Source organism: Rhizobium sp. BK289, from assembly GCF_014193575.1.
GTDB lineage: Bacteria > Pseudomonadota > Alphaproteobacteria > Rhizobiales > Rhizobiaceae > Rhizobium > Rhizobium tropici_C.
Genome location: NZ_JACHZO010000009.1, coordinates 130059 through 148532, shown reverse-complemented (window position 1 = coordinate 148532; position 18474 = coordinate 130059). Strand labels below are relative to the sequence as shown.

The following is an 18474-nucleotide window of genomic DNA, read 5'->3' as shown; positions in this document are numbered from 1 at the left end:
ATTGACGCCATAAAAAGCGCCAAAAGGTTAAGCGACTACCGACTAGCTATATGATCCAGAGCCTAATGCCAAGTTATCCCATTGCCGAATTGTGCAATGCGGTATCAACTTTTGGGCACTGCGGTAGCGTCATTGACAAGGCTGCGCAGGGAAACCGCCTCTATTTCGTTTCTCTCATGCCGATTTCGGTTGAAATCACTGCATGGTGACGGCAAAAATCGCGCCGAAGCTGTGGTTTTGTATGGGGGCGGTGGCGAGTGCCTAATTTGGAGGCAACGGAGCAGCGGGAAGAAGGCCGGAATGTCGCTGCGCCCTCGCAGCTTCGCCTGCTGTTGCGACGATCATGCTTCGCGCCAAAGTGCGGCAAGGAGCGCGGACGCAGGATCAGGCGCCGTTGGCTTCGCGTCTCCTTCTGGTCGCGGGCCGCATTGGAGGAAGCGTTGCTCGACTGGTCGAAGAGGAGGCGACACACGGCCGCGCCATCCTTTTCGCGTCGATCTATATGGGCCTTGGTGCCATCTTCTGGTTCAAGGCTAGTAGCGATCCGCCTCCGCAAGCCGTGCTGGCGGGCCTCTGTGTCTTTGCCGCCAGCTTCGCGCTCCGGCGGGAAGCGGGTAGGCTGTCTCGCCACCTGCTTTTCGCCGGCATGCTTATTTGCCTCGGCATGGCGCTGGCGCAATGGGAAAGTTGGCGGGTTTCCACTGTGATGCTCGACTCGGCGGTGACGACGACCGTCACCGGCCGCGTCGAGCGGCGCGAATCCTATGACAATGGAGGCTGGCGCTATGTCGTCCGGGTCGAGACGACGGAAAAGCCTACGATTCGCCGTTCGCCGGAACGGGTCACGATCTTCATACGCAAGCAGGCGAAGCCGTTCGATCTCGGCGATCGCATCCAGGGCAAGGCGCGTCTGACACCGCCGTCCGGGCCTGCTCTGCCTGACCTCAATGATTTCGCCTTCAGTTCCTATTTCAATGGAATCGGTGCGAACGGTTTCGCCTATGGCAACCCGACCTTATTGTCTCCATCCGGTGATGGCGTTGCAGATTCGCCGCTGGATAAGGCCGATATCTGGCTCGCCGGCCTGCGCAACGGCATCGGAGACAGGATCCGGGAAACCTTGCCGGGAGATACGGGCGCCTTTGCGGCAGCGCTTGTCACCGATGAGAGACGTGCGATCTCAAAGGATACGACCGAGTCGCTGCGAATTGCCGGTCTCACTCACATCATCGCAATTTCAGGGCTGAACATGGCGCTGTCGGCCGGCATCTTCTACGTCGGCCTGCGCTATCTGTTCAGCTTGTTTCCGGGAGTTGCTCAGGCCTGGCCGACCAAGAAGTTCGCGGCCTTCGGCGCGCTTTTGACGGTAACGGCCTATTACCTGATTTCAGGCTTCGGCGTATCCGCCGAACGCGCTTTCATCATGATGGCGATCATGCTGGTGGCCGTACTTTTCGATCGGCCGTCGCTCAGCCTTCGCAATGTCGCGCTATCCGCCATCGTCATCCTCATTCTGTCGCCGTCGCAGGTGCTCGGCCCAAGCTTCCAGATGTCGTATGCAGCGACGCTGGCGTTGGTGTCGGGCTATTCGCTGTGGAAACGGCGGCGGCACCGCGAAAACATCCTCTCGCGGATCCGTCTGATAAGCCCGCTGCTCTTCGTGTCGCGCTTCTTCGGTGGCGTGTTGTCGACCTCGTTCATCGGCGGTGCATCGACGGCCATCTTTTCGATCGAGCATTTTCACCGGCTGGCGACATACGGTCTCGCCGCCAACCTTGCGGCCATGCCGGTCGTCTCCTTCATTGTCATGCCGTTCGGCATGGCCGCAATGCTGCTGATGCCTATCGGCCTGGACGGGCCGTTTTGGAACGTCACCGGCGAGGGACTGGAACTAGTCATCCTGATCGCCAAAACTGTGGCCGGTTGGGGAGGCGACATCACCTTCGGCCGCCAACCCGGCTGGCTGATGCCGACCTTCATTGCCGGCTTTCTGATCATGACCGTGCTGCGGACCCGGCTTCGCCATTTAGGCTTGCTGTTGCTGCTTTCATCCATCGGCGTGGCGGCATTCGGCTCAGGTGTGCCGAAGCCGGATCTGATGATTTCCGAAGATGGTGTCCTGGTTGCGTTGCGACAGGACGATATACTCGCCACAAATCGCGAAAGGCCGCAGGTCTTCATTTTCGAACAATGGCAGAAGGCGCTGGTCGCAACCGAACATCAGCCACCCACCATGCTCCCCGCTGATGACCGGCTTCCGCAGATCAATAAGACGACCGATCGCCGCCGCCGGTTAAGCAGGGAAGAGCAAAATGCAGTCCGCAAGGCGATGGAGGAGGCTCTGGATCGGACAATGCAGGGAAGTTTCGCCTGTCAGAAGGGCGCATGGTGCGTGGCGATGCTCGACAACGGCGCCATGTTGGTCACCATCGAAAATGCCGCCTATCTGCCGCCGGCTTGCGATACCGCAAACATCGTCGTCACGCCGATCCGGCTACGACTTGATTATTGCCGTTCCGGCCGCAATGCTCATAACCGGTGCGACATTGCGCAAAACCGGGTCCATCGAAATGACGCTCACGGCCGATAAGCCTATTGTCTCTGTCGCTTTCGAAAACCCTCAGCGACCATGGACCAGGCACCGAACCTATGATTGGCGCACCGGCAAATTCGGTACGCCACCTGCGCAGATATCACCCGTCAATGATAGTCCAACTGTTGGTGATAACTCGTCTGTCAATGATAGCGCCGAATAAGCCCTACAAGCTTGCCCTGGACCTTGACGCGATCCGGCCCGAAGATACGGGTTTCATAGGCCGGATTGGCGGCTTCCAATGCGATGGAAGCGCCCTTGCGGCGGAATCGCTTCAGCGTTGCCTCTTCGTCGTCGACGAGCGCAACGACGATATCACCGGGATTGGCTGTCGTCGAATTGCGGATGATGACCGTATCGCCATCGAAAATTCCGGCGTCGATCATCGAATCGCCCCTGACCTCCAGCGCATAATGCTCGCCGGAGCCGAGCATATCGGCGGGAACGGTAATGTCGTGCGTGTTGTTCTGAATGGCGGAAATCGGAACGCCGGCGGCGATGCGCCCCATGACCGGTACCGATGCGGAACTATTGTGCTCGTCGTTGGCAACCTTTGCCGGGGCTGGAGGCGCGACTGGCTGGGGTTTGCCGAGGCTGCCCTCGATAATGCTCGGTGAAAAGCCGCGTCGTGGCTGCAGGCTTGAATTATAGGCCTCCGGCAGCTTGATGACTTCGAGTGCCCGCGCCCGATTGGGCAGGCGGCGAATGAAGCCGCGCTCCTCGAGCGCGGTGATCAGACGGTGAATGCCGGATTTGGATGCCAGATCCAGTGCGTCCTTCATTTCGTCGAAAGATGGCGGGACACCGGATTCCTTCATTCGCTCGTGAATGAAGAGAAGCAGTTCCTGCTGCTTGCGCGTCAACATCGTCTTGGAACCCCAAATCAAGAAAATCGTCGTGAAACAAATCCAGAACGGACACTATATGTTCCATATGTGTTCTGCAAGTGCTTAAATTTCGGTAAAGCTTCGCGGAGCCTATCAAATATTTGCCGCCATCGACTGGATCGCTTGAAATTCCTTGCGAATTATATCCGCGCTAATTCATCGATAAATATGAGAAATGCCGCTTTGTTCGCCTTATGGACGATTCACCTCAATCCTGCTCTGCTCGTGTGCGAATGAAGACGGCGACTGGCACATAACTCGACCGCAGTTGAGAATCAGTGCGCTCGGGTTGCCGCAGTTGCGTCCGGCCCACGTTCTCCTGCGCTTTCACGGGCTTGGCTTTCGGCTTGAATTGAGCATTGTATGAGCGCAAATCTGCTTTTGCAGGCAAACAAGGGAGGACCATGACTTTGTCGCCGCATCCGCTGGATCATCTCGTGCTGCCGACCGTCAACATCGCTCTGGCGCGGGAGCGCCTGGGCAAGCTTGGCTTCACGGTCGCACCGGATGCGCGCCACCCCTTCGGCACTGAAAATGCCTGTGTGTTCCTTGCCGACAAGACCTATCTCGAACCGTTGGGCGTGGCCTCGCAGGAGCAATGCGAGACGAGCATTGCCGACGGCAATGTCTTTGTTGCGCGCGACCAAGCCTATCGCTTCCGCGTTGCCGAGGATGGTTTTTCGGCCCTGGTTTTCGGCACGGACGATGCTGTCGGCGATGATGGGCGTTTCAAGGCGGCTGGGATTTCGGCTGGACCCATGCTGGATTTCTCCCGGCCGATGAAGATGCCGGATGGAACGGAACCCACGGCCGGTTTTCGCCTCGCATTTGCGGCGGATCTGCGTGCGCCGGATTTCCTGGCCTTCTGCTGCCAGCGCATCAATCCGCTGCCGGCCGATCGCAGCGTACTCGAGCGTCACAAAAACGGGGTGACCGGCATTGCGCGGGTGGCGCTTTCCGCGCTGAAACCGGCGGTGTATCGCAGCTTTTTCGAAGAGGTCGTTGGCGGTCCGCGGATCTTGGAGCATTCCTTCGGCCTGACGATCAAGGCGGCCAATGTCGATGTCGAAGTTTTGACGCCGGAAGGAATGGAAGCATTCTACGATTTGCCGGTCCATACCAGCGATCCCGGGCTGCGCGCACGCGCAATCCTTTTCAAAACGCGCGATCTTTCCGTGACATCGTCGCATTTCGCTGCTAACGGCGTCACCTACACGCGTAAGAACAATCGTATACTGGCAAGGCTGGCGCCCGGACAGGGCGCATTGTTCGCCTTCGAGGAGATAGCATGACCACGAATTCCGAAGTCACCGTCGGTGAGGGTGCCTCCAAGGTCCTCTTTTCCAACAGCGCCAAGCTGTCGCTGATTGCCGGCCCCTGCCAGATGGAAAGCCGCGACCATGCTTTCATGGTTGCCGGCGTCCTGAAGGAACTCTGCGGCAAGCTCGGCATCGGCCTTGTCTACAAGTCGTCCTTCGACAAGGCCAACCGTACGTCACTGTCGGGCAAGCGCGGCATCGGCCTGGAAAAGGCGCTGGAGGTCTTTGCCGACCTCAAGAAGGAATATGGCTTTCCGGTTTTGACCGACATCCACACGGAAGAGCAGTGCGCCATCGTTTCCAAGACGGTCGATATCCTGCAGATCCCGGCCTTCCTGTCGCGCCAGACCGATCTTCTTGTTGCCGCGGCCAAGACCGGCCGTGTCGTCAACGTCAAGAAGGGGCAGTTCCTTGCGCCTTGGGATATGAAGAATGTGCTTGCCAAGCTCAATGAGAGCGGCAATCCGAACATTCTTCTCTGCGAGCGCGGGGCTTCCTTTGGCTATAACACGCTGGTCTCGGATATGCGCTCGCTGCCGATCATGGCAGCGATGGGCGCACCCGTCATCTTCGATGCGACCCATTCCGTACAGCAGCCTGGCGGGCAGGGCGGTTCGACTGGGGGCGACCGCCGCTTTGTCGAGACACTGGCGCGCGCTGCGGTCGCCGTCGGCGTCGCAGGTGTTTTTATCGAGACGCATGAGGACCCGGACAATGCGCCCTCGGACGGCCCGAACATGGTCTATCTGAAGGATATGCCGCGGCTTCTGGAGAAGCTGCTGGCCTTTGACGCCGTGGCCAAGGCTTAAGAAATATCGGGCATTCAACAGGCTGACATGAATTTGCTTTACGCGGCCTGCAGGAGTGCCAAATCGCGGCGCGGATCGCCATTGTAATTTCCGCGCCTTCGATTAAGACGATTTAAATCGATTTATAAACCAGCGAGCAGGAAGCTATCATGACCGCAATCACCGACATTATCGCCCGCGAGATTCTCGACAGCCGTGGCAATCCGACCGTCGAAGTCGATGTCTACCTCGAAGACGGCAGCATGGGCCGCGCGGCGGTTCCGTCGGGCGCGTCGACCGGCGCTCATGAAGCCGTCGAGCTTCGCGATGGCGGCAAGCGCTACCACGGCAAGGGTGTCGAGAAGGCAGTCGAAGCCGTCAATTCGGAAATCTTCGACGCGATCGGCGGCATGGATGCCGAAAACCAGATCCAGCTCGACAACATCATGATCGAACTCGACGGCACGCCGAACAAGTCGCGCCTCGGTGCCAACGCCATCCTCGGAGTCTCGCTCGCCGTCGCCAAGGCTGCTGCCCAGAGCGCCAACCTGCCGCTCTACCGCTATGTCGGCGGCGCTCATGCCCGCCTGCTGCCGGTTCCGATGATGAACATCATCAACGGCGGCGCTCATGCCGATAACCCGATCGACTTTCAGGAATTCATGATCCTGCCGATCGGCGCAGACTCGATCCGCGAAGCCGTCCGCATGGGTTCGGAAGTCTTCCATGTTCTGAAGAAGGAACTGGCATCGCAGGGCCACAACACCAATGTCGGCGACGAAGGTGGTTTCGCGCCAGGCCTCTCCAGCGCCCCGGCAGCCCTCGATTTCATCATGAAGTCCATCGAAAAGGCCGGCTACAAGCCGGGCGACGAAATCGCTCTCGGCCTCGATTGCGCCTCGACCGAATTCTTCAAGGACGGCAAGTACGTGCTCGAAGGCGAAGGCCGCACGCTGGAATCCGGCGCCATGGCCGAATACCTCGCAGAACTCGCAGCGAAGTACCCGATCGTTTCGATCGAAGACGGCATGGCTGAAGACGACTGGGAAGGCTGGAAGACGCTGACCGACCTGATCGGCAAGAAGACCCAGCTCGTCGGCGACGACCTGTTCGTCACCAATTCCGCCCGCCTGCGCGACGGTATCCGCATGGGCGTTGCCAACTCGATCCTCGTCAAGGTCAACCAGATCGGCTCGCTGACCGAAACTCTCGATGCCGTCGAAACCGCGCATAAGGCCAACTACACGGCCGTGATGTCGCACCGCTCGGGCGAAACGGAAGATTCCACCATCGCCGATCTCGCCGTTGCCACCAACTGCGGTCAGATCAAGACCGGCTCGCTGTCGCGCTCCGACCGTCTTGCCAAGTACAACCAGCTCATACGCATCGAGGAAGCGCTCGGCCCTCAGGCAAAGTATGCCGGCCGCTCCATCCTGCGCGGCTGATGCCTGATCCGCGCGATCCGCTTGGGTCTGCGACGAGATTATTCGCTGAAATCGAACCGCGCCCCTGGGCGCGGTTTTTTATTGGACCGCGTAGTTAGAGTCAACGGACGGTTAATCTCTGCCGGTTACATTAGCGCTAGGTGTTTGATTTAATGTGATCTTGTCCGAGCCACATTGGCTTTGGAGTGGGGTCGCCTAAAGCCAGAGCGTTTCGAGCGAGTATGTGGACAAAGTATCATAAGAAGAGAAAGTTCGGGCGTTTCATCCTTCCCGCCATCACCATCGCCTTTGTGAGCTATTTCGGTTATCATTGTATCCATGGTGACTACGGCTTGAAGGCGACTGAAGTATTCGAGCAACGTCGCGTCGACCGCGCCAAGGAATTGGCGGAACTGGTCGCCAAGCGCGAACACCTTGAGAAGGAGGTCACGCTCTTGAGCGACGGCTCCCTGGATAAGGACATGCTCGACCAATATGCGCGCTATCAGCTGACCTATTCCAAGGCGAACGAGATCGTTATCTTCAACAAATAGTTATAATTAACCGAATTTCGGTTAATCGAATTTTTTCAATTAATATCAATAGCTTGCGAAGAATATGAGCCATGCAATTATAGCATTGCTGTGGCGAACAATCTTGCCTATGTTACGCCTCACCACAAAACGAGGCTACTCACACAGGGAGGGTTGAATGGCGCCGCGAAAAAACGCGACCGTTTCCAGCCGCAAAACAGCATCAAGGCCTGCCAAGGAAACCAATGGCGGCCCGATCGCAGATTTCGATCGCGATGCGGAGCTCAAGGCTTACCGTGAGATGCTCTTGATCCGCCGCTTCGAAGAGAAGGCCGGCCAGCTTTACGGCATGGGCTTCATCGGCGGCTTCTGTCACCTTTACATCGGCCAGGAAGCTGTCGTCGTCGGCATGCAGATGGCGCTGAAGGATGGCGACCAGGTCATCACCGGCTATCGCGACCACGGCCATATGCTGGCAACCGGCATGAGCGCACGTGGCGTCATGGCCGAGCTCACCGGACGCCAGGGCGGCTATTCCCGAGGGAAGGGCGGCTCCATGCACATGTTCTCCAAGGAAAAGAATTTCTACGGCGGCCACGGCATCGTCGGCGCCCAGGTCTCGCTCGGCACCGGTCTCGGCTTTGCCAATTGGTACCGCGGCAATGACAATGTCAGCGTCGCCTATTTCGGTGACGGAGCCGCCAACCAGGGCCAGGTCTACGAAAGCTTCAACATGGCGCAGCTCTGGAAGCTGCCTGTCATTTTCGTGATCGAAAACAACCGATACGCCATGGGCACGTCGACGGCTCGCGCTACCGCGCAGGCCGATTTCTCCAAGCGCGGTGCGTCCTTCGGCATTCCCGGCATCCAGGTCGACGGCATGGACGTCCGCGCGGTCAAGGCTGCGGCTGACGAAGCCGTCGCGCATTGCCGCTCCGGCAAGGGTCCGATCATCCTGGAAATGCTGACCTACCGTTACCGTGGTCACTCCATGTCCGACCCGGCAAAGTACCGCTCCAAGGACGAAGTGCAGAAGATGCGCTCCGAGCACGACCCGATCGAGCAGGTCCGTGTTCGCCTGCTCGAAAAGGGCTGGGCGACCGAAGACGATCTGAAGGATATCGACAAGGATGTCCGCGACATCGTCGCAGACAGCGCCGATTTCGCCCAGAACGATCCTGAGCCGGATGCCTCCGAGCTCTACACCGACATTCTGCTCTAAATCGGGGAGGGACACTATGCCCATCGACATTCTCATGCCCGCCCTTTCTCCGACGATGGAAGAGGGTACCCTTTCGAAATGGCTCAAGAAGGAAGGCGACAAGGTCGTTTCCGGTGACGTTATTGCCGAAATCGAAACCGACAAGGCCACCATGGAAGTGGAAGCCGTCGACGAAGGCACGATCGGCAAGCTGCTGATCGACGCCGGCACCGAAGGCGTCAAGGTCAACACCAAGATTGCCATCCTCCTGCAGGACGGCGAATCCGCAGACGCCATTTCGTCCGCCAAGGCTGCTCCCGCTGCCGAGCCAGCAAAGACCGAAGCTCCTGCCGCCGCTCCGGCGCCGGCCGCTGCACCGGTTCCGGCCCAGCCGAAGGCCGCTGCTCCTGCCGATCCGGAAATTCCGGCCGGTACGGAGATGGTATCGATGACGGTGCGTGAAGCACTGCGTGACGCCATGGCCGAAGAAATGCGCGCCAACCCGGACGTCTTCGTCATGGGTGAGGAAGTGGCCGAATATCAGGGAGCCTACAAGGTAACCCAGGGCCTGCTGCAGGAATTCGGCGCACGCCGCGTGATCGATACCCCGATCACCGAGCATGGTTTTGCCGGTATCGGCGTCGGTGCCGCGATGGCCGGTCTTCGCCCGATCGTCGAGTTCATGACCTTCAACTTCGCCATGCAGGCGATCGATCAGATCATCAACTCCGCTGCCAAGACGCTCTATATGTCCGGTGGCCAGATGGGCGCTCCGATCGTCTTCCGCGGCCCGAACGGCGCGGCAGCGCGCGTCGGCGCTCAGCATAGCCAGGACTATGCGGCCTGGTATAGCCACATTCCGGGCCTCAAGGTCGTCATGCCCTACACGGCAGCCGACGCCAAGGGTCTGCTCAAGGCTGCCATCCGCGATCCGAACCCGGTCATCTTCCTTGAGAACGAAATCCTCTATGGTCAGCATTTCGATGTGCCGAAGCTGGATAATTTCGTTCTGCCGATCGGCAAGGCCCGCATCCACCGTCCGGGCAAGGACGTCACGGTCGTCTCCTTCGGCATCGGCATGACCTATGCCACCAAGGCCGTTGCAGAGCTGGAAGCCCAGGGCATCGATGTCGAACTCATCGACCTGCGCACGATCCGTCCGATGGATCTGCCGACGATCATCGAATCGGTCAAGAAGACCGGCCGCCTGGTCACCGTCGAGGAAGGCTATCCGCAGTCCTCCGTCGGCACGGAAATCGCCACCCGCGTCATGCAGCAGGCCTTCGACTATCTCGATGCGCCGATCCTGACGATCGCCGGCAAGGACGTACCCATGCCATACGCCGCCAACCTCGAAAAGCTGGCGCTCCCGAGCGTCGCCGAAGTGGTCGATGCGGTGAAGGCCGTTTGCTACAAGTAAGGGGAGGGCTCATCGATGCCTATCAACATCACCATGCCTGCCCTCTCGCCGACCATGGAAGAGGGCAACCTCGCCAAGTGGCTGGTCAAGGAAGGCGACAAGATCAAGTCCGGCGATGTCATCGCCGAGATCGAGACTGACAAGGCAACGATGGAAGTCGAGGCTGTCGATGAGGGCACCGTCGCCAAGATCGTCGTTCCCGCTGGCACCGAAGGCGTGAAGGTCAATGCCCTGATCGCCGTGCTTGCCGCCGATGGCGAAGATGTCGCTGCGGCAGCTTCCGGCGCTGGCGCCGCTGCTACTCCGGCTGCGAAGGAAGCCCCGAAGGTGGAAGCAGCACCTGCTGCTGCCCCGGCTCCGGCAAGCGTTTCTGCTCCTGCCGCACCCGCCCCAGCTCCCGCCGCATCGGCTCCGGCAGCGAACGACGGTCATCGTACCTTCGCTTCGCCGCTCGCTCGCCGTCTTGCCAAGGAAGCGGGCATCGATGTGGCGGCGGTTTCCGGCACCGGCCCGCATGGCCGCGTGGTCAAGAAGGACATCGAAGCTGCTGTTTCCGGCGGCACAGCCAAGGCTGCTCCCGCGGCAACCCCGGCTGCTCAGCCGGCAGCCGCCGCTGCTCCGGCCGCACCGAAGGGCATCTCCGACGACGCCGTCCTCAAGCTGTTCGAGCAGGGTTCCTACGAGCTCGTACCGCATGACGGCATGCGCAAGACCATCGCCAAGCGCCTGCAGGAATCCAAGCAGACGATCCCGCACTTCTACGTCTCGGTCGATTGCGAACTCGACGCGCTGCTGGCACTCCGCACGCAGCTCAACGATTCCGCTCCGAAGTCGAAGGACGGCGTGCCTGCCTACAAGCTTTCGGTCAACGACATGGTCATCAAGGCCCTGGCGCTGGCATTGCGCGATGTTCCGGATGCCAACGTCTCCTGGACCGACAGCGCCATGGTCAAGCACAAGCATGCCGATGTCGGCGTTGCCGTGTCCATTCCGGGCGGCCTGATCACGCCGATCATCCGCAGCGCCGAGCAGAAGACGCTCTCTACCATCTCCAACGAGATGAAGGACTACGGCAAGCGCGCCAAGGAGCGCAAGCTGAAGCCCGAGGAGTATCAGGGCGGTACGACTGCGGTGTCGAACATGGGCATGATGGGCGTCAAGAACTTCGCCGCCGTCGTCAACCCGCCGCATGCGACCATCCTGGCCGTCGGCGCCGGCGAACAGCGCATCATCGTCAAGAAGGGCGAAATGGTGATTGCCAACGTGATGACCGTCACGCTGTCGACCGATCACCGCGCCGTCGACGGTGCGCTCGGCGCCGAGCTCCTGGCAGCCTTCAAGGGCTACATCGAAAATCCGATGGGGATGCTCGTCTGAGCTTTGGCAACACGGAGGGCATGAATGACCAAGACTGTTCTGTGTTACGGCGACTCGCTGACATGGGGCTACAGTGCCGAAACGGTCGGCCGTCATGCCTATGAAGATCGGTGGCCGAGTGTCTTGCAAAAGGCGCTCGGCAACCAGGTTCGCGTGATCCCGGAAGGATTGAACGGCCGCACGACGGCGTTTGACGATCATCTCGCCGATTGCGATCGCAATGGCGCGAGAATCCTGCCGACGATCCTGCAGACCCACAATCCCCTTGATCTCGTGATCATCATGCTCGGCACCAACGACATGAAACCGGTCGTCGCCGGCTCGGCCTTTGCCGCTCTGCAGGGCATCAGCCGCTTGGTCCAGCTGGTGCGCAATCATGCTTGGGGGTTCGACTATGAGGTGCCCGATATCCTCATCGTCGCCCCGCCGGCAATTACCGAGACGGCCAATGCCGCCTTTGCGGCCAGTTTTCTCGGCGCGGTTAAGGAATCGAGCAAGCTGCCGACGCTCTACAGCGATCTGGCGGACGAACTCGGATGCGGATTCTTCGATGCCAATACGGCCGCTGTGACCACGCCGCTCGATGGCGTTCATCTCGATGCGGAAAACACCCGGGCGCTCGGTCGCGGCCTCGAGCCGATCGTGCGGATGATGCTCGGTCTCTGATAGATTTTAGGCGCCGGCTTCGATCCGCCGCCACCAATAAGGCAGGAAACACATGGCTGAGAATTACGACGTCATTATCATCGGCTCCGGTCCGGGCGGTTATGTCGCTGCCGTGCGCGCTGGCCAGCTTGGCCTGAAGACCGCGATCGTCGAGCGCGAGCACCTGGGCGGCATCTGCCTCAACTGGGGCTGCATTCCCACGAAGGCGCTGCTCCGTTCGGCCGAAATTCTCGATCATTCCAACCATCTGAAGGATTACGGTCTCGTTCTGGAAGGCAAGGTGAGCGCGGATGTGAAGGCCGTGGTTGCCCGCTCGCGCGGCGTCTCCGCCCGGCTCAACACCGGCGTCGGTTTCCTGATGAAGAAGAACAAGGTCGACGTGATCTGGGGCGAAGCCAAGATCACCAAACCAGGCGAAATCGTCGTCAGCAAGTCGACCAAGCCGGTCGTCGAGCCGCAGCATCCGGTGCCGAAGAACGTCAAGGGCGAGGGCACCTATACCGCCAAGCACATCATCGTCGCGACCGGCGCCCGTCCGCGCGCTCTACCTGGCATCGAGCCGGACGGCAAGCTGATCTGGACCTATTTCGAAGCGCTGAAGCCGGATTTCCTGCCGAAGTCGCTGCTCGTCATGGGCTCGGGTGCGATCGGCATCGAATTCGCAAGCTTCTATCGCTCCATGGGCGTCGACGTCACCGTCGTCGAAGTCATGCCGACCATCATGCCGGTCGAAGATGCCGAAATCTCCGGCATCGCCCGCAAGCAGCTGGAAAAGCGCGGCCTGAAGATCTTCACCAAGGCGAAGGTCACGAAGGTCGATAAGGCTGCCAACAGCATCACGGCCCATGTCGAAACCGAAGACGGCAAGGTGCAGCAGATCGTTGCCGACCGTATGATCTCGGCCGTGGGCGTTCAGGGCAATATCGAGAACCTCGGCCTCGAGGCGCTCGGCGTGAAGACCGATCGCGGCTGCGTCGTCATCGACGGCTACGGCAAGACCAATGTCCCCGGCATCTATGCGATCGGCGATGTCGCCGGCCCTCCGATGCTGGCGCACAAGGCCGAACACGAAGGCGTCGTCTGCATCGAGAAGATCGCCGGTCTGCCGAACGTTCATCCGACTGACAAGAGCAAGGTTCCGGGCTGCACCTATTGCCAGCCGCAGGTCGCTTCCGTCGGCCTGACCGAAGCCAAGGCCAAGGAGCTCGGCCGCGATATCCGCGTCGGCCGCTTCGCCTTCGTTGCCAACGGCAAGGCGATCGCGCTCGGTGAGGATCAGGGTCTCTGCAAGGTCATCTTCGACAAGAAGACCGGCGAACTGCTTGGCGCGCATATGGTCGGCGCCGAAGTGACCGAACTCATTCAGGGCTTCGTCGTCGCCATGAATCTGGAGACGACAGAAGAGGAGCTGATGCATACGATCTTCCCGCATCCGACCGTATCGGAAACGATGAAGGAAGCCGTGCTGGATGCCTACGGCCGGGTGCTGAACGCTTGATAATTTCCTGCCATGCCCTTTATCCAAGGGGTGGAAATCAGGAAAGGAAATCAACATGTCTATCACGACGGAAGGTTGGATCGTCTTTCTTCTCATCGGCCTGGTCGCGGGTTTCCTTGCGAGCCTGATCGTTGGAGGCGGCGGGCTCATCAGTTGCCTGGTGAGCGGCGTGATCGGCGCTTTCGTGGGCGGTTTCCTGTTTCATTATTTCGGGATATCGCTCGGTATTGAAAATGCGCTTGTCGTGGAGATCATCCATGCCACGGTCGGCGCGATCATCGTGGTGCTGTTGGCGAGATTGATCGCCTAGAGCATCATCATTAAGACGCAAGGCGACGCCCGGAAGAACTGTCTTGAAGGGCGCCCGAACGAGGGTTTGATGGAAAGCGTAGGTTGGCTGGGTCTGATCATCATCGGCGGTCTTGCGGGCTGGCTCGCTGGCAAGCTGATGGATGCACGTTACGGCATCATCCTGAACATCATCCTCGGCATTGCCGGCTCGGTTGTTGCGGCGGGGCTTCTGGTCGCTCTGCATGTCGGCGTTCCCGGCGGCCGGCTTGGCTTTTTCATCACCGGTTTCATCGGTGCATGCATTCTGATATTCCTCGCCAAATTCGCTCGGCGATGAAGGGCCGCATTTCAAGCGGCGGAAAGTAGACGTTCCATGGTCACCATTCTCGACACGATCAACCCGGACGCCAAGCGCGTGCGACACCCGGAAAAGGCGCATCGGCCGGATACGGAAGTCATGCGCAAGCCGGACTGGATCCGCGTGAAGGCGCCGACATCGAAGGGCTATGCCGAAACCCGTTCGATCGTGAAGGAGCACAAGCTCGTCACGGTCTGCGAGGAGGCCGGTTGCCCGAATATCGGCGAGTGCTGGGACAAGAAGCACGCCACCTTCATGATCATGGGCGAAATCTGTACCCGTGCCTGCGCCTTCTGCAATGTCGCGACCGGCAAGCCGAATGCGCTCGACATGGCGGAGCCGGAAAATGTCGCCAAGGCGGTCAAGCAGATGGGCCTCAGCCACGTCGTTATCACCTCGGTCGACCGCGACGATCTGGAAGATGGCGGCGCTGAGCATTTCGAGAAGGTGATATGGGCGATCCGCGCCGCTTCGCCCTCGACCACGATCGAGATCCTGACGCCGGACTTCCTGAAGAAGCCGGGCGCTTTGGAGCGTGTCGTTGCTGCCAAGCCCGACGTCTTCAACCACAATCTGGAAACCGTGCCCGGCAATTACCTGACGGTTCGTCCCGGCGCGCGCTACTTCCACTCCGTTCGCCTGCTGCAGCGGGTCAAGGAACTGGATCCGACCATGTTCACCAAGTCGGGCATCATGGTCGGCCTCGGCGAGGAGCGCAACGAAGTGCTGCAGCTGATGGACGACCTGCGCACCGCAGACGTCGACTTCCTGACCATCGGCCAGTATCTGCAGCCGACGCGCAAACATCATCAGGTGATGAGCTTCGTCACGCCGGAAGAGTTCAAGTCCTACGAAACCGTGGCCTACACCAAGGGCTTCCTGATGGTCGCTTCCAGCCCGCTAACACGCTCGTCGCATCATGCCGGCGATGATTTCGAGCGGCTGCGTGCTGCCCGCGAAAAGAAGCTGCTGCTGGCTGCCGAATAAGCCCAGCCGGACTGAATTTACTTTCAAAAGAAACCGCGGCGAATGCGTCGCGGTTTCTTCGTTCTGTCATTCATTTGTCATCGAAGCGGCCTAGGGAACACGCCGTCGTTTGTTACCGGTATCGGCGCTTTAGATTCAATCATGGAGCTGGACCGTGGAGCAGACTATCGCGCCGTCGGCGCTTTCGCGTGCCGTCGATATTGAAGAGGCGGCTGCGCTTATCAAAAAGACGAACCGAATCCTCGTCATCGGCTGCTCCGGCGGCGGCAAGTCGACCCTGTCGCAGAAGATTGCCGCCCGCTTTGGCCTTGCCTATGTGTCGATCGATCGTGATGTTTTGTGGCTGCCCGGCTGGGTTCAGCGCGACAAGGCGGAGCAGCGCGCCATCATCGTCACCAAGGTGCAGGGCGAGCGATGGATCATGGACGGGACCAATCCCTCGACATTCGACATACGCCTGCCGCGTACGGATTTGGTCATGTGGGTGCGGATGCCCCGCGTGCTATGCATATGGGGCGCCGTTTCCCGCTGGCTCAAATGGATGGGTCGCACGCGACCGGAGATGGCGCCTGGCTGCATAGAGAAAGTCGATTGGGATTTCCTGCGCTTCATATGGACATTTGAGGAAAAATTCACGCCCAGGGTCCTTGCCGGATTTGCCGAGCACGCCCCTGATGTCCCGGTTTTGCAGCTGAAATCCCGCGGCGAAATGCGTCAGCTCCTTGATCTTCTCGGCCGTCCTGCTTAATTGCGGCTCATGCCTCAGTTTGAAACCCATCGCCCTGTTCCGCATTCGCCCGACCAGATGTTCGACCTCGTCGCCGACGTGGAGCGCTATCCCGAATTTCTGCCGCTTTGCGATGCGCTCACGGTCCGCAACCGCAAGGAGCGCGACGGCAAGATCTTGCTGATTGCCGATATGACCGTTGGCTATAAAGCGATCCGCGAGACCTTCACGACGCAGGTGCTGTTGAACAAGGCGGAGCGCGCGATCGATGTGAAATATATCGACGGGCCCTTCAAATATCTCGACAATCGCTGGCGCTTTACGCCGTCGGAAAACGGCGGTTGCAGCATTGATTTCTTCATCGACTATGAGTTCAAGAGCCGCATTCTCGGCGCTTTGATGGGGTCGATGTTCGATCGGGCCTTCCGCATGTTCACGGATGCCTTCGAGACGCGCGCGAGCAAGATATATGCTTGAAGCCGCGCCTCCTTATTGGCTGAGCGCGACAAGCATCCCCAGCGCGGTGTTCAACGTGGCGAGCCGGACCTTGTCGCGGCCGATATCGCCGTAACGCATTTCGTGATGGATCAGCATACCGCTCCGCGCCTTGGCGGCGAGGTGGACGAGCCCGACCGGTTTTTCTGCAGAACCGCCGCCAGGGCCGGCAATACCGGTCACCGCTACGGCAAAATCGGCCCGGGAGCGGAAGAGGGCGCCATGCACCATCTGCAGCGCCGTTTCCTTTGATACGGCGCCGAATTGCGCCAGCGTCTGCTCCTGAATGCCGAGCATTTCCATCTTGGCGGTATTGGTATAGGTGACGAAGCCGCGATCGACCACCGCCGAAGAACCGGGGATTTCCGTCAACGCGCCGGCGATAAGCCCGCCGGTGCAGGATTCGGCCGTGGCGACCATCCAGCCTTTTGCCGTGAAATCCGTCACGATCCTTTGCGCCAGCGCGATAACTTCATCGGGAAAATGCATTATGCCTTGCCTCCGCGATAGACGACGGTCGCCGTCGCAATGGCTGCGATGCCTTCGCGGCGGCCGACAAAGCCGATCTTCTCGTTCGTCGTTGCCTTGACCGAGCAGCGATCGATGCTGATATCGAGAAACTCCGAAAGCCTGGCGCGCATCACGTCGCGATGCGGCCCGACTTTCGGCGCCTCTGCGATCAGCGAGACATCCGCGTTCATAATGGTGCCGCCGCGTTCGCGCACGATCTTTGCCGCATGTTCGATAAAGATGCGGGATGGTGCGCCTTTCCACTGGGGATCGGAGGGCGGAAAATGATCGCCGATATCGCCGGCGCCGCAGGTGGCCAGCAACGCATCCGTCAGGGCATGCAGGGCAACATCGGCATCTGAATGCCCCTTCAGCTTCTGATCATGCGCAATGAACACGCCGCACAGCGTCACGCCGTCGCCGGGTTCCAGCTGGTGCACGTCGTAGCCATTGCCGGTGCGCACGTCTGGCAGCAGGCCGGCACTCAACTTTTCATCGGCCATGGCAATATCCCTCTTGATCGTCAGCTTCACATTGTCGGCGCTGCCGGTCACGAGCTTTACCTGCAGTCCGCGCCATTCCGCGATCGCGGCATCGTCGGTGAAATCTGTCCTGCCGCCGGAATCGGCCTTTTCATGGGCGGCAAGAATATCGGCAAGGCGAAAGGATTGCGGCGTCTGTGCGGCGTGAAGCCCGGCGCGGGAGACGGTTTCGACGACCAGTCCTTCTGCATTGCCGCGCTTCAGCGTATCGGTGACAGGCATGGCGGGCAATACAGCCGGTGCGCCATCCGCAAGCGCTGCAGCCACTCGGTCGAGCAGGTCATGATCGAAGAAGGGACGCACGGCATCGTGGATCATCACATGCGTCACGCCGCTGTCTTTCAACGCACGCAGTCCGGCAAGTACCGATTGTTGGCGCGTCGCGCCGCCGAAGGCGATCTCGACATCAGGCAGTCCTGCAACCTGCTCCAGCGCCGAGCGGAGCAGATTTTCATCGTCGCGATGGATGACGATGACGATCTTCGATGCCAGCCGCCATGTCACGAATTTTTCAAGCGTATGCGCAATAACCGCTCTGCCGCCGATCGGGCGATATTGCTTGGGGCCTTCTTCCGGAGAGCCCGCCCGTTCGCCGCGCCCGGCGGCAACGATCACGATTCCCACCGATAACGGTTGCGTTGGATGCATTTGCGTCATAACCCCCGAAGGATAAAAGGCTCGGTCCCTCGCATGGCCTTGAAAAGCACGGAGCTTTCTTTTGAACAAGCACATGCTAAATAGATCGCCAAACGGGACCCTGCTTCAGCAGGGTCTATCGCCTCGACGGAGTATTTTCCAGCATCTGCCCAAAAAATATCGGGATTCTTCAAACCCCCTTGGCAAACTTTCAAAGCGTGT

At 59.8% G+C, this 18474-nt stretch carries 18 protein-coding genes; 15 read left to right on the top strand and 3 right to left on the bottom strand.

Annotation, left to right across the window (positions count from 1 at the left end):
• The first annotated feature begins 394 nt into the window (after nt 1–394).
• A complete protein-coding gene (locus FHT84_RS19000; protein ID WP_246698564.1) occupies nt 395–2590 on the top strand; it encodes a ComEC/Rec2 family competence protein in 2196 nt (731 codons plus the stop codon).
• Between the two features lie 146 nt (nt 2591–2736).
• On the opposite strand, the gene lexA is transcribed toward FHT84_RS19000, so the two are convergent.
• Nucleotides 2737–3459, bottom strand: coding sequence for a transcriptional repressor LexA (gene lexA / locus FHT84_RS18995; RefSeq protein ID WP_113249959.1), 723 nt, complete (start codon nt 3457–3459; stop codon nt 2737–2739).
• Between the two features lie 425 nt (nt 3460–3884).
• On the opposite strand from lexA, the gene FHT84_RS18990 reads away from it, so the two are divergent.
• The 14 genes from FHT84_RS18990 (at nt 3885) to FHT84_RS18925 (ending at nt 16546) form a co-directional block, all read left to right on the top strand.
• The gene (locus FHT84_RS18990; RefSeq protein WP_183763469.1) at nt 3885–4772 is read left to right on the top strand and encodes a VOC family protein; all 888 of its coding nucleotides are present in this window, start codon (nt 3885–3887) and stop codon (nt 4770–4772) included.
• On the top strand, nt 4769–5608 hold the full coding sequence (kdsA, locus tag FHT84_RS18985) for a 3-deoxy-8-phosphooctulonate synthase (RefSeq protein WP_113249918.1): 840 nt from the start codon (nt 4769–4771) through the stop codon (nt 5606–5608). The genes FHT84_RS18990 and kdsA overlap by 4 nt, the downstream gene beginning before the upstream one ends.
• Before the next feature lie 149 nt (nt 5609–5757).
• A complete protein-coding gene (gene eno, locus FHT84_RS18980) occupies nt 5758–7032 on the top strand; it encodes a phosphopyruvate hydratase (protein WP_112340830.1) in 1275 nt (424 codons plus the stop codon).
• Nucleotides 7033–7253: 221 nt separating this feature from the next.
• Nucleotides 7254–7565: a septum formation initiator family protein gene (locus FHT84_RS18975; protein ID WP_112340829.1), complete on the top strand. Its 312-nt coding sequence runs from the start codon at nt 7254–7256 to the stop codon at nt 7563–7565.
• Between the two features lie 157 nt (nt 7566–7722).
• Nucleotides 7723–8766: a pyruvate dehydrogenase (acetyl-transferring) E1 component subunit alpha gene (pdhA, locus tag FHT84_RS18970; protein WP_095434818.1), complete on the top strand. Its 1044-nt coding sequence runs from the start codon at nt 7723–7725 to the stop codon at nt 8764–8766.
• A 16-nt stretch (nt 8767–8782) separates the two neighbouring features.
• Complete coding sequence (locus FHT84_RS18965) at nt 8783–10165, top strand: pyruvate dehydrogenase complex E1 component subunit beta (protein ID WP_113249919.1); 1383 nt, start codon at nt 8783–8785, stop codon at nt 10163–10165.
• A 15-nt stretch (nt 10166–10180) separates the two neighbouring features.
• Nucleotides 10181–11542, top strand: a complete 1362-nt coding sequence (locus FHT84_RS18960; RefSeq protein ID WP_183763467.1) for a pyruvate dehydrogenase complex dihydrolipoamide acetyltransferase — start codon at nt 10181–10183, stop codon at nt 11540–11542.
• 24 nt (nt 11543–11566) lie between these two features.
• Nucleotides 11567–12208, top strand: a complete 642-nt coding sequence (locus FHT84_RS18955) for an SGNH/GDSL hydrolase family protein (protein ID WP_113249921.1) — start codon at nt 11567–11569, stop codon at nt 12206–12208.
• Between the two features lie 52 nt (nt 12209–12260).
• Entirely contained in the window at nt 12261–13706 is a 1446-nt protein-coding gene (gene lpdA / locus FHT84_RS18950) for a dihydrolipoyl dehydrogenase (RefSeq protein WP_113249922.1), read from the top strand.
• 55 nt (nt 13707–13761) lie between these two features.
• Complete coding sequence (locus FHT84_RS18945) at nt 13762–14016, top strand: GlsB/YeaQ/YmgE family stress response membrane protein (protein ID WP_112340824.1); 255 nt, start codon at nt 13762–13764, stop codon at nt 14014–14016.
• A 69-nt stretch (nt 14017–14085) separates the two neighbouring features.
• Nucleotides 14086–14334 carry a GlsB/YeaQ/YmgE family stress response membrane protein gene (locus tag FHT84_RS18940; RefSeq protein WP_092715509.1) on the top strand — a complete coding sequence of 83 codons (249 nt, stop codon included), beginning with the start codon at nt 14086–14088 and terminating at the stop codon, nt 14332–14334.
• 36 nt (nt 14335–14370) lie between these two features.
• Nucleotides 14371–15342: a lipoyl synthase gene (gene lipA, locus FHT84_RS18935; RefSeq protein WP_095434823.1), complete on the top strand. Its 972-nt coding sequence runs from the start codon at nt 14371–14373 to the stop codon at nt 15340–15342.
• Between the two features lie 154 nt (nt 15343–15496).
• The gene (locus FHT84_RS18930; RefSeq protein ID WP_113249923.1) at nt 15497–16090 is read left to right on the top strand and encodes an AAA family ATPase; all 594 of its coding nucleotides are present in this window, start codon (nt 15497–15499) and stop codon (nt 16088–16090) included.
• A gap of 9 nt (nt 16091–16099) precedes the next feature.
• On the top strand, nt 16100–16546 hold the full coding sequence (locus FHT84_RS18925) for a type II toxin-antitoxin system RatA family toxin (RefSeq protein ID WP_113249924.1): 447 nt from the start codon (nt 16100–16102) through the stop codon (nt 16544–16546).
• A gap of 12 nt (nt 16547–16558) precedes the next feature.
• Here FHT84_RS18925 and FHT84_RS18920 read toward each other — a convergent pair whose 3' ends face one another.
• Complete coding sequence (locus FHT84_RS18920; protein ID WP_113249960.1) at nt 16559–17056, bottom strand: CinA family protein; 498 nt, start codon at nt 17054–17056, stop codon at nt 16559–16561.
• Complete coding sequence (locus FHT84_RS18915) at nt 17053–18273, bottom strand: bifunctional 2-C-methyl-D-erythritol 4-phosphate cytidylyltransferase/2-C-methyl-D-erythritol 2,4-cyclodiphosphate synthase (RefSeq protein WP_113249961.1); 1221 nt, start codon at nt 18271–18273, stop codon at nt 17053–17055. The genes FHT84_RS18920 and FHT84_RS18915 overlap by 4 nt, the downstream gene beginning before the upstream one ends.
• Between the last annotated feature and the right edge of the window lie 201 nt (nt 18274–18474).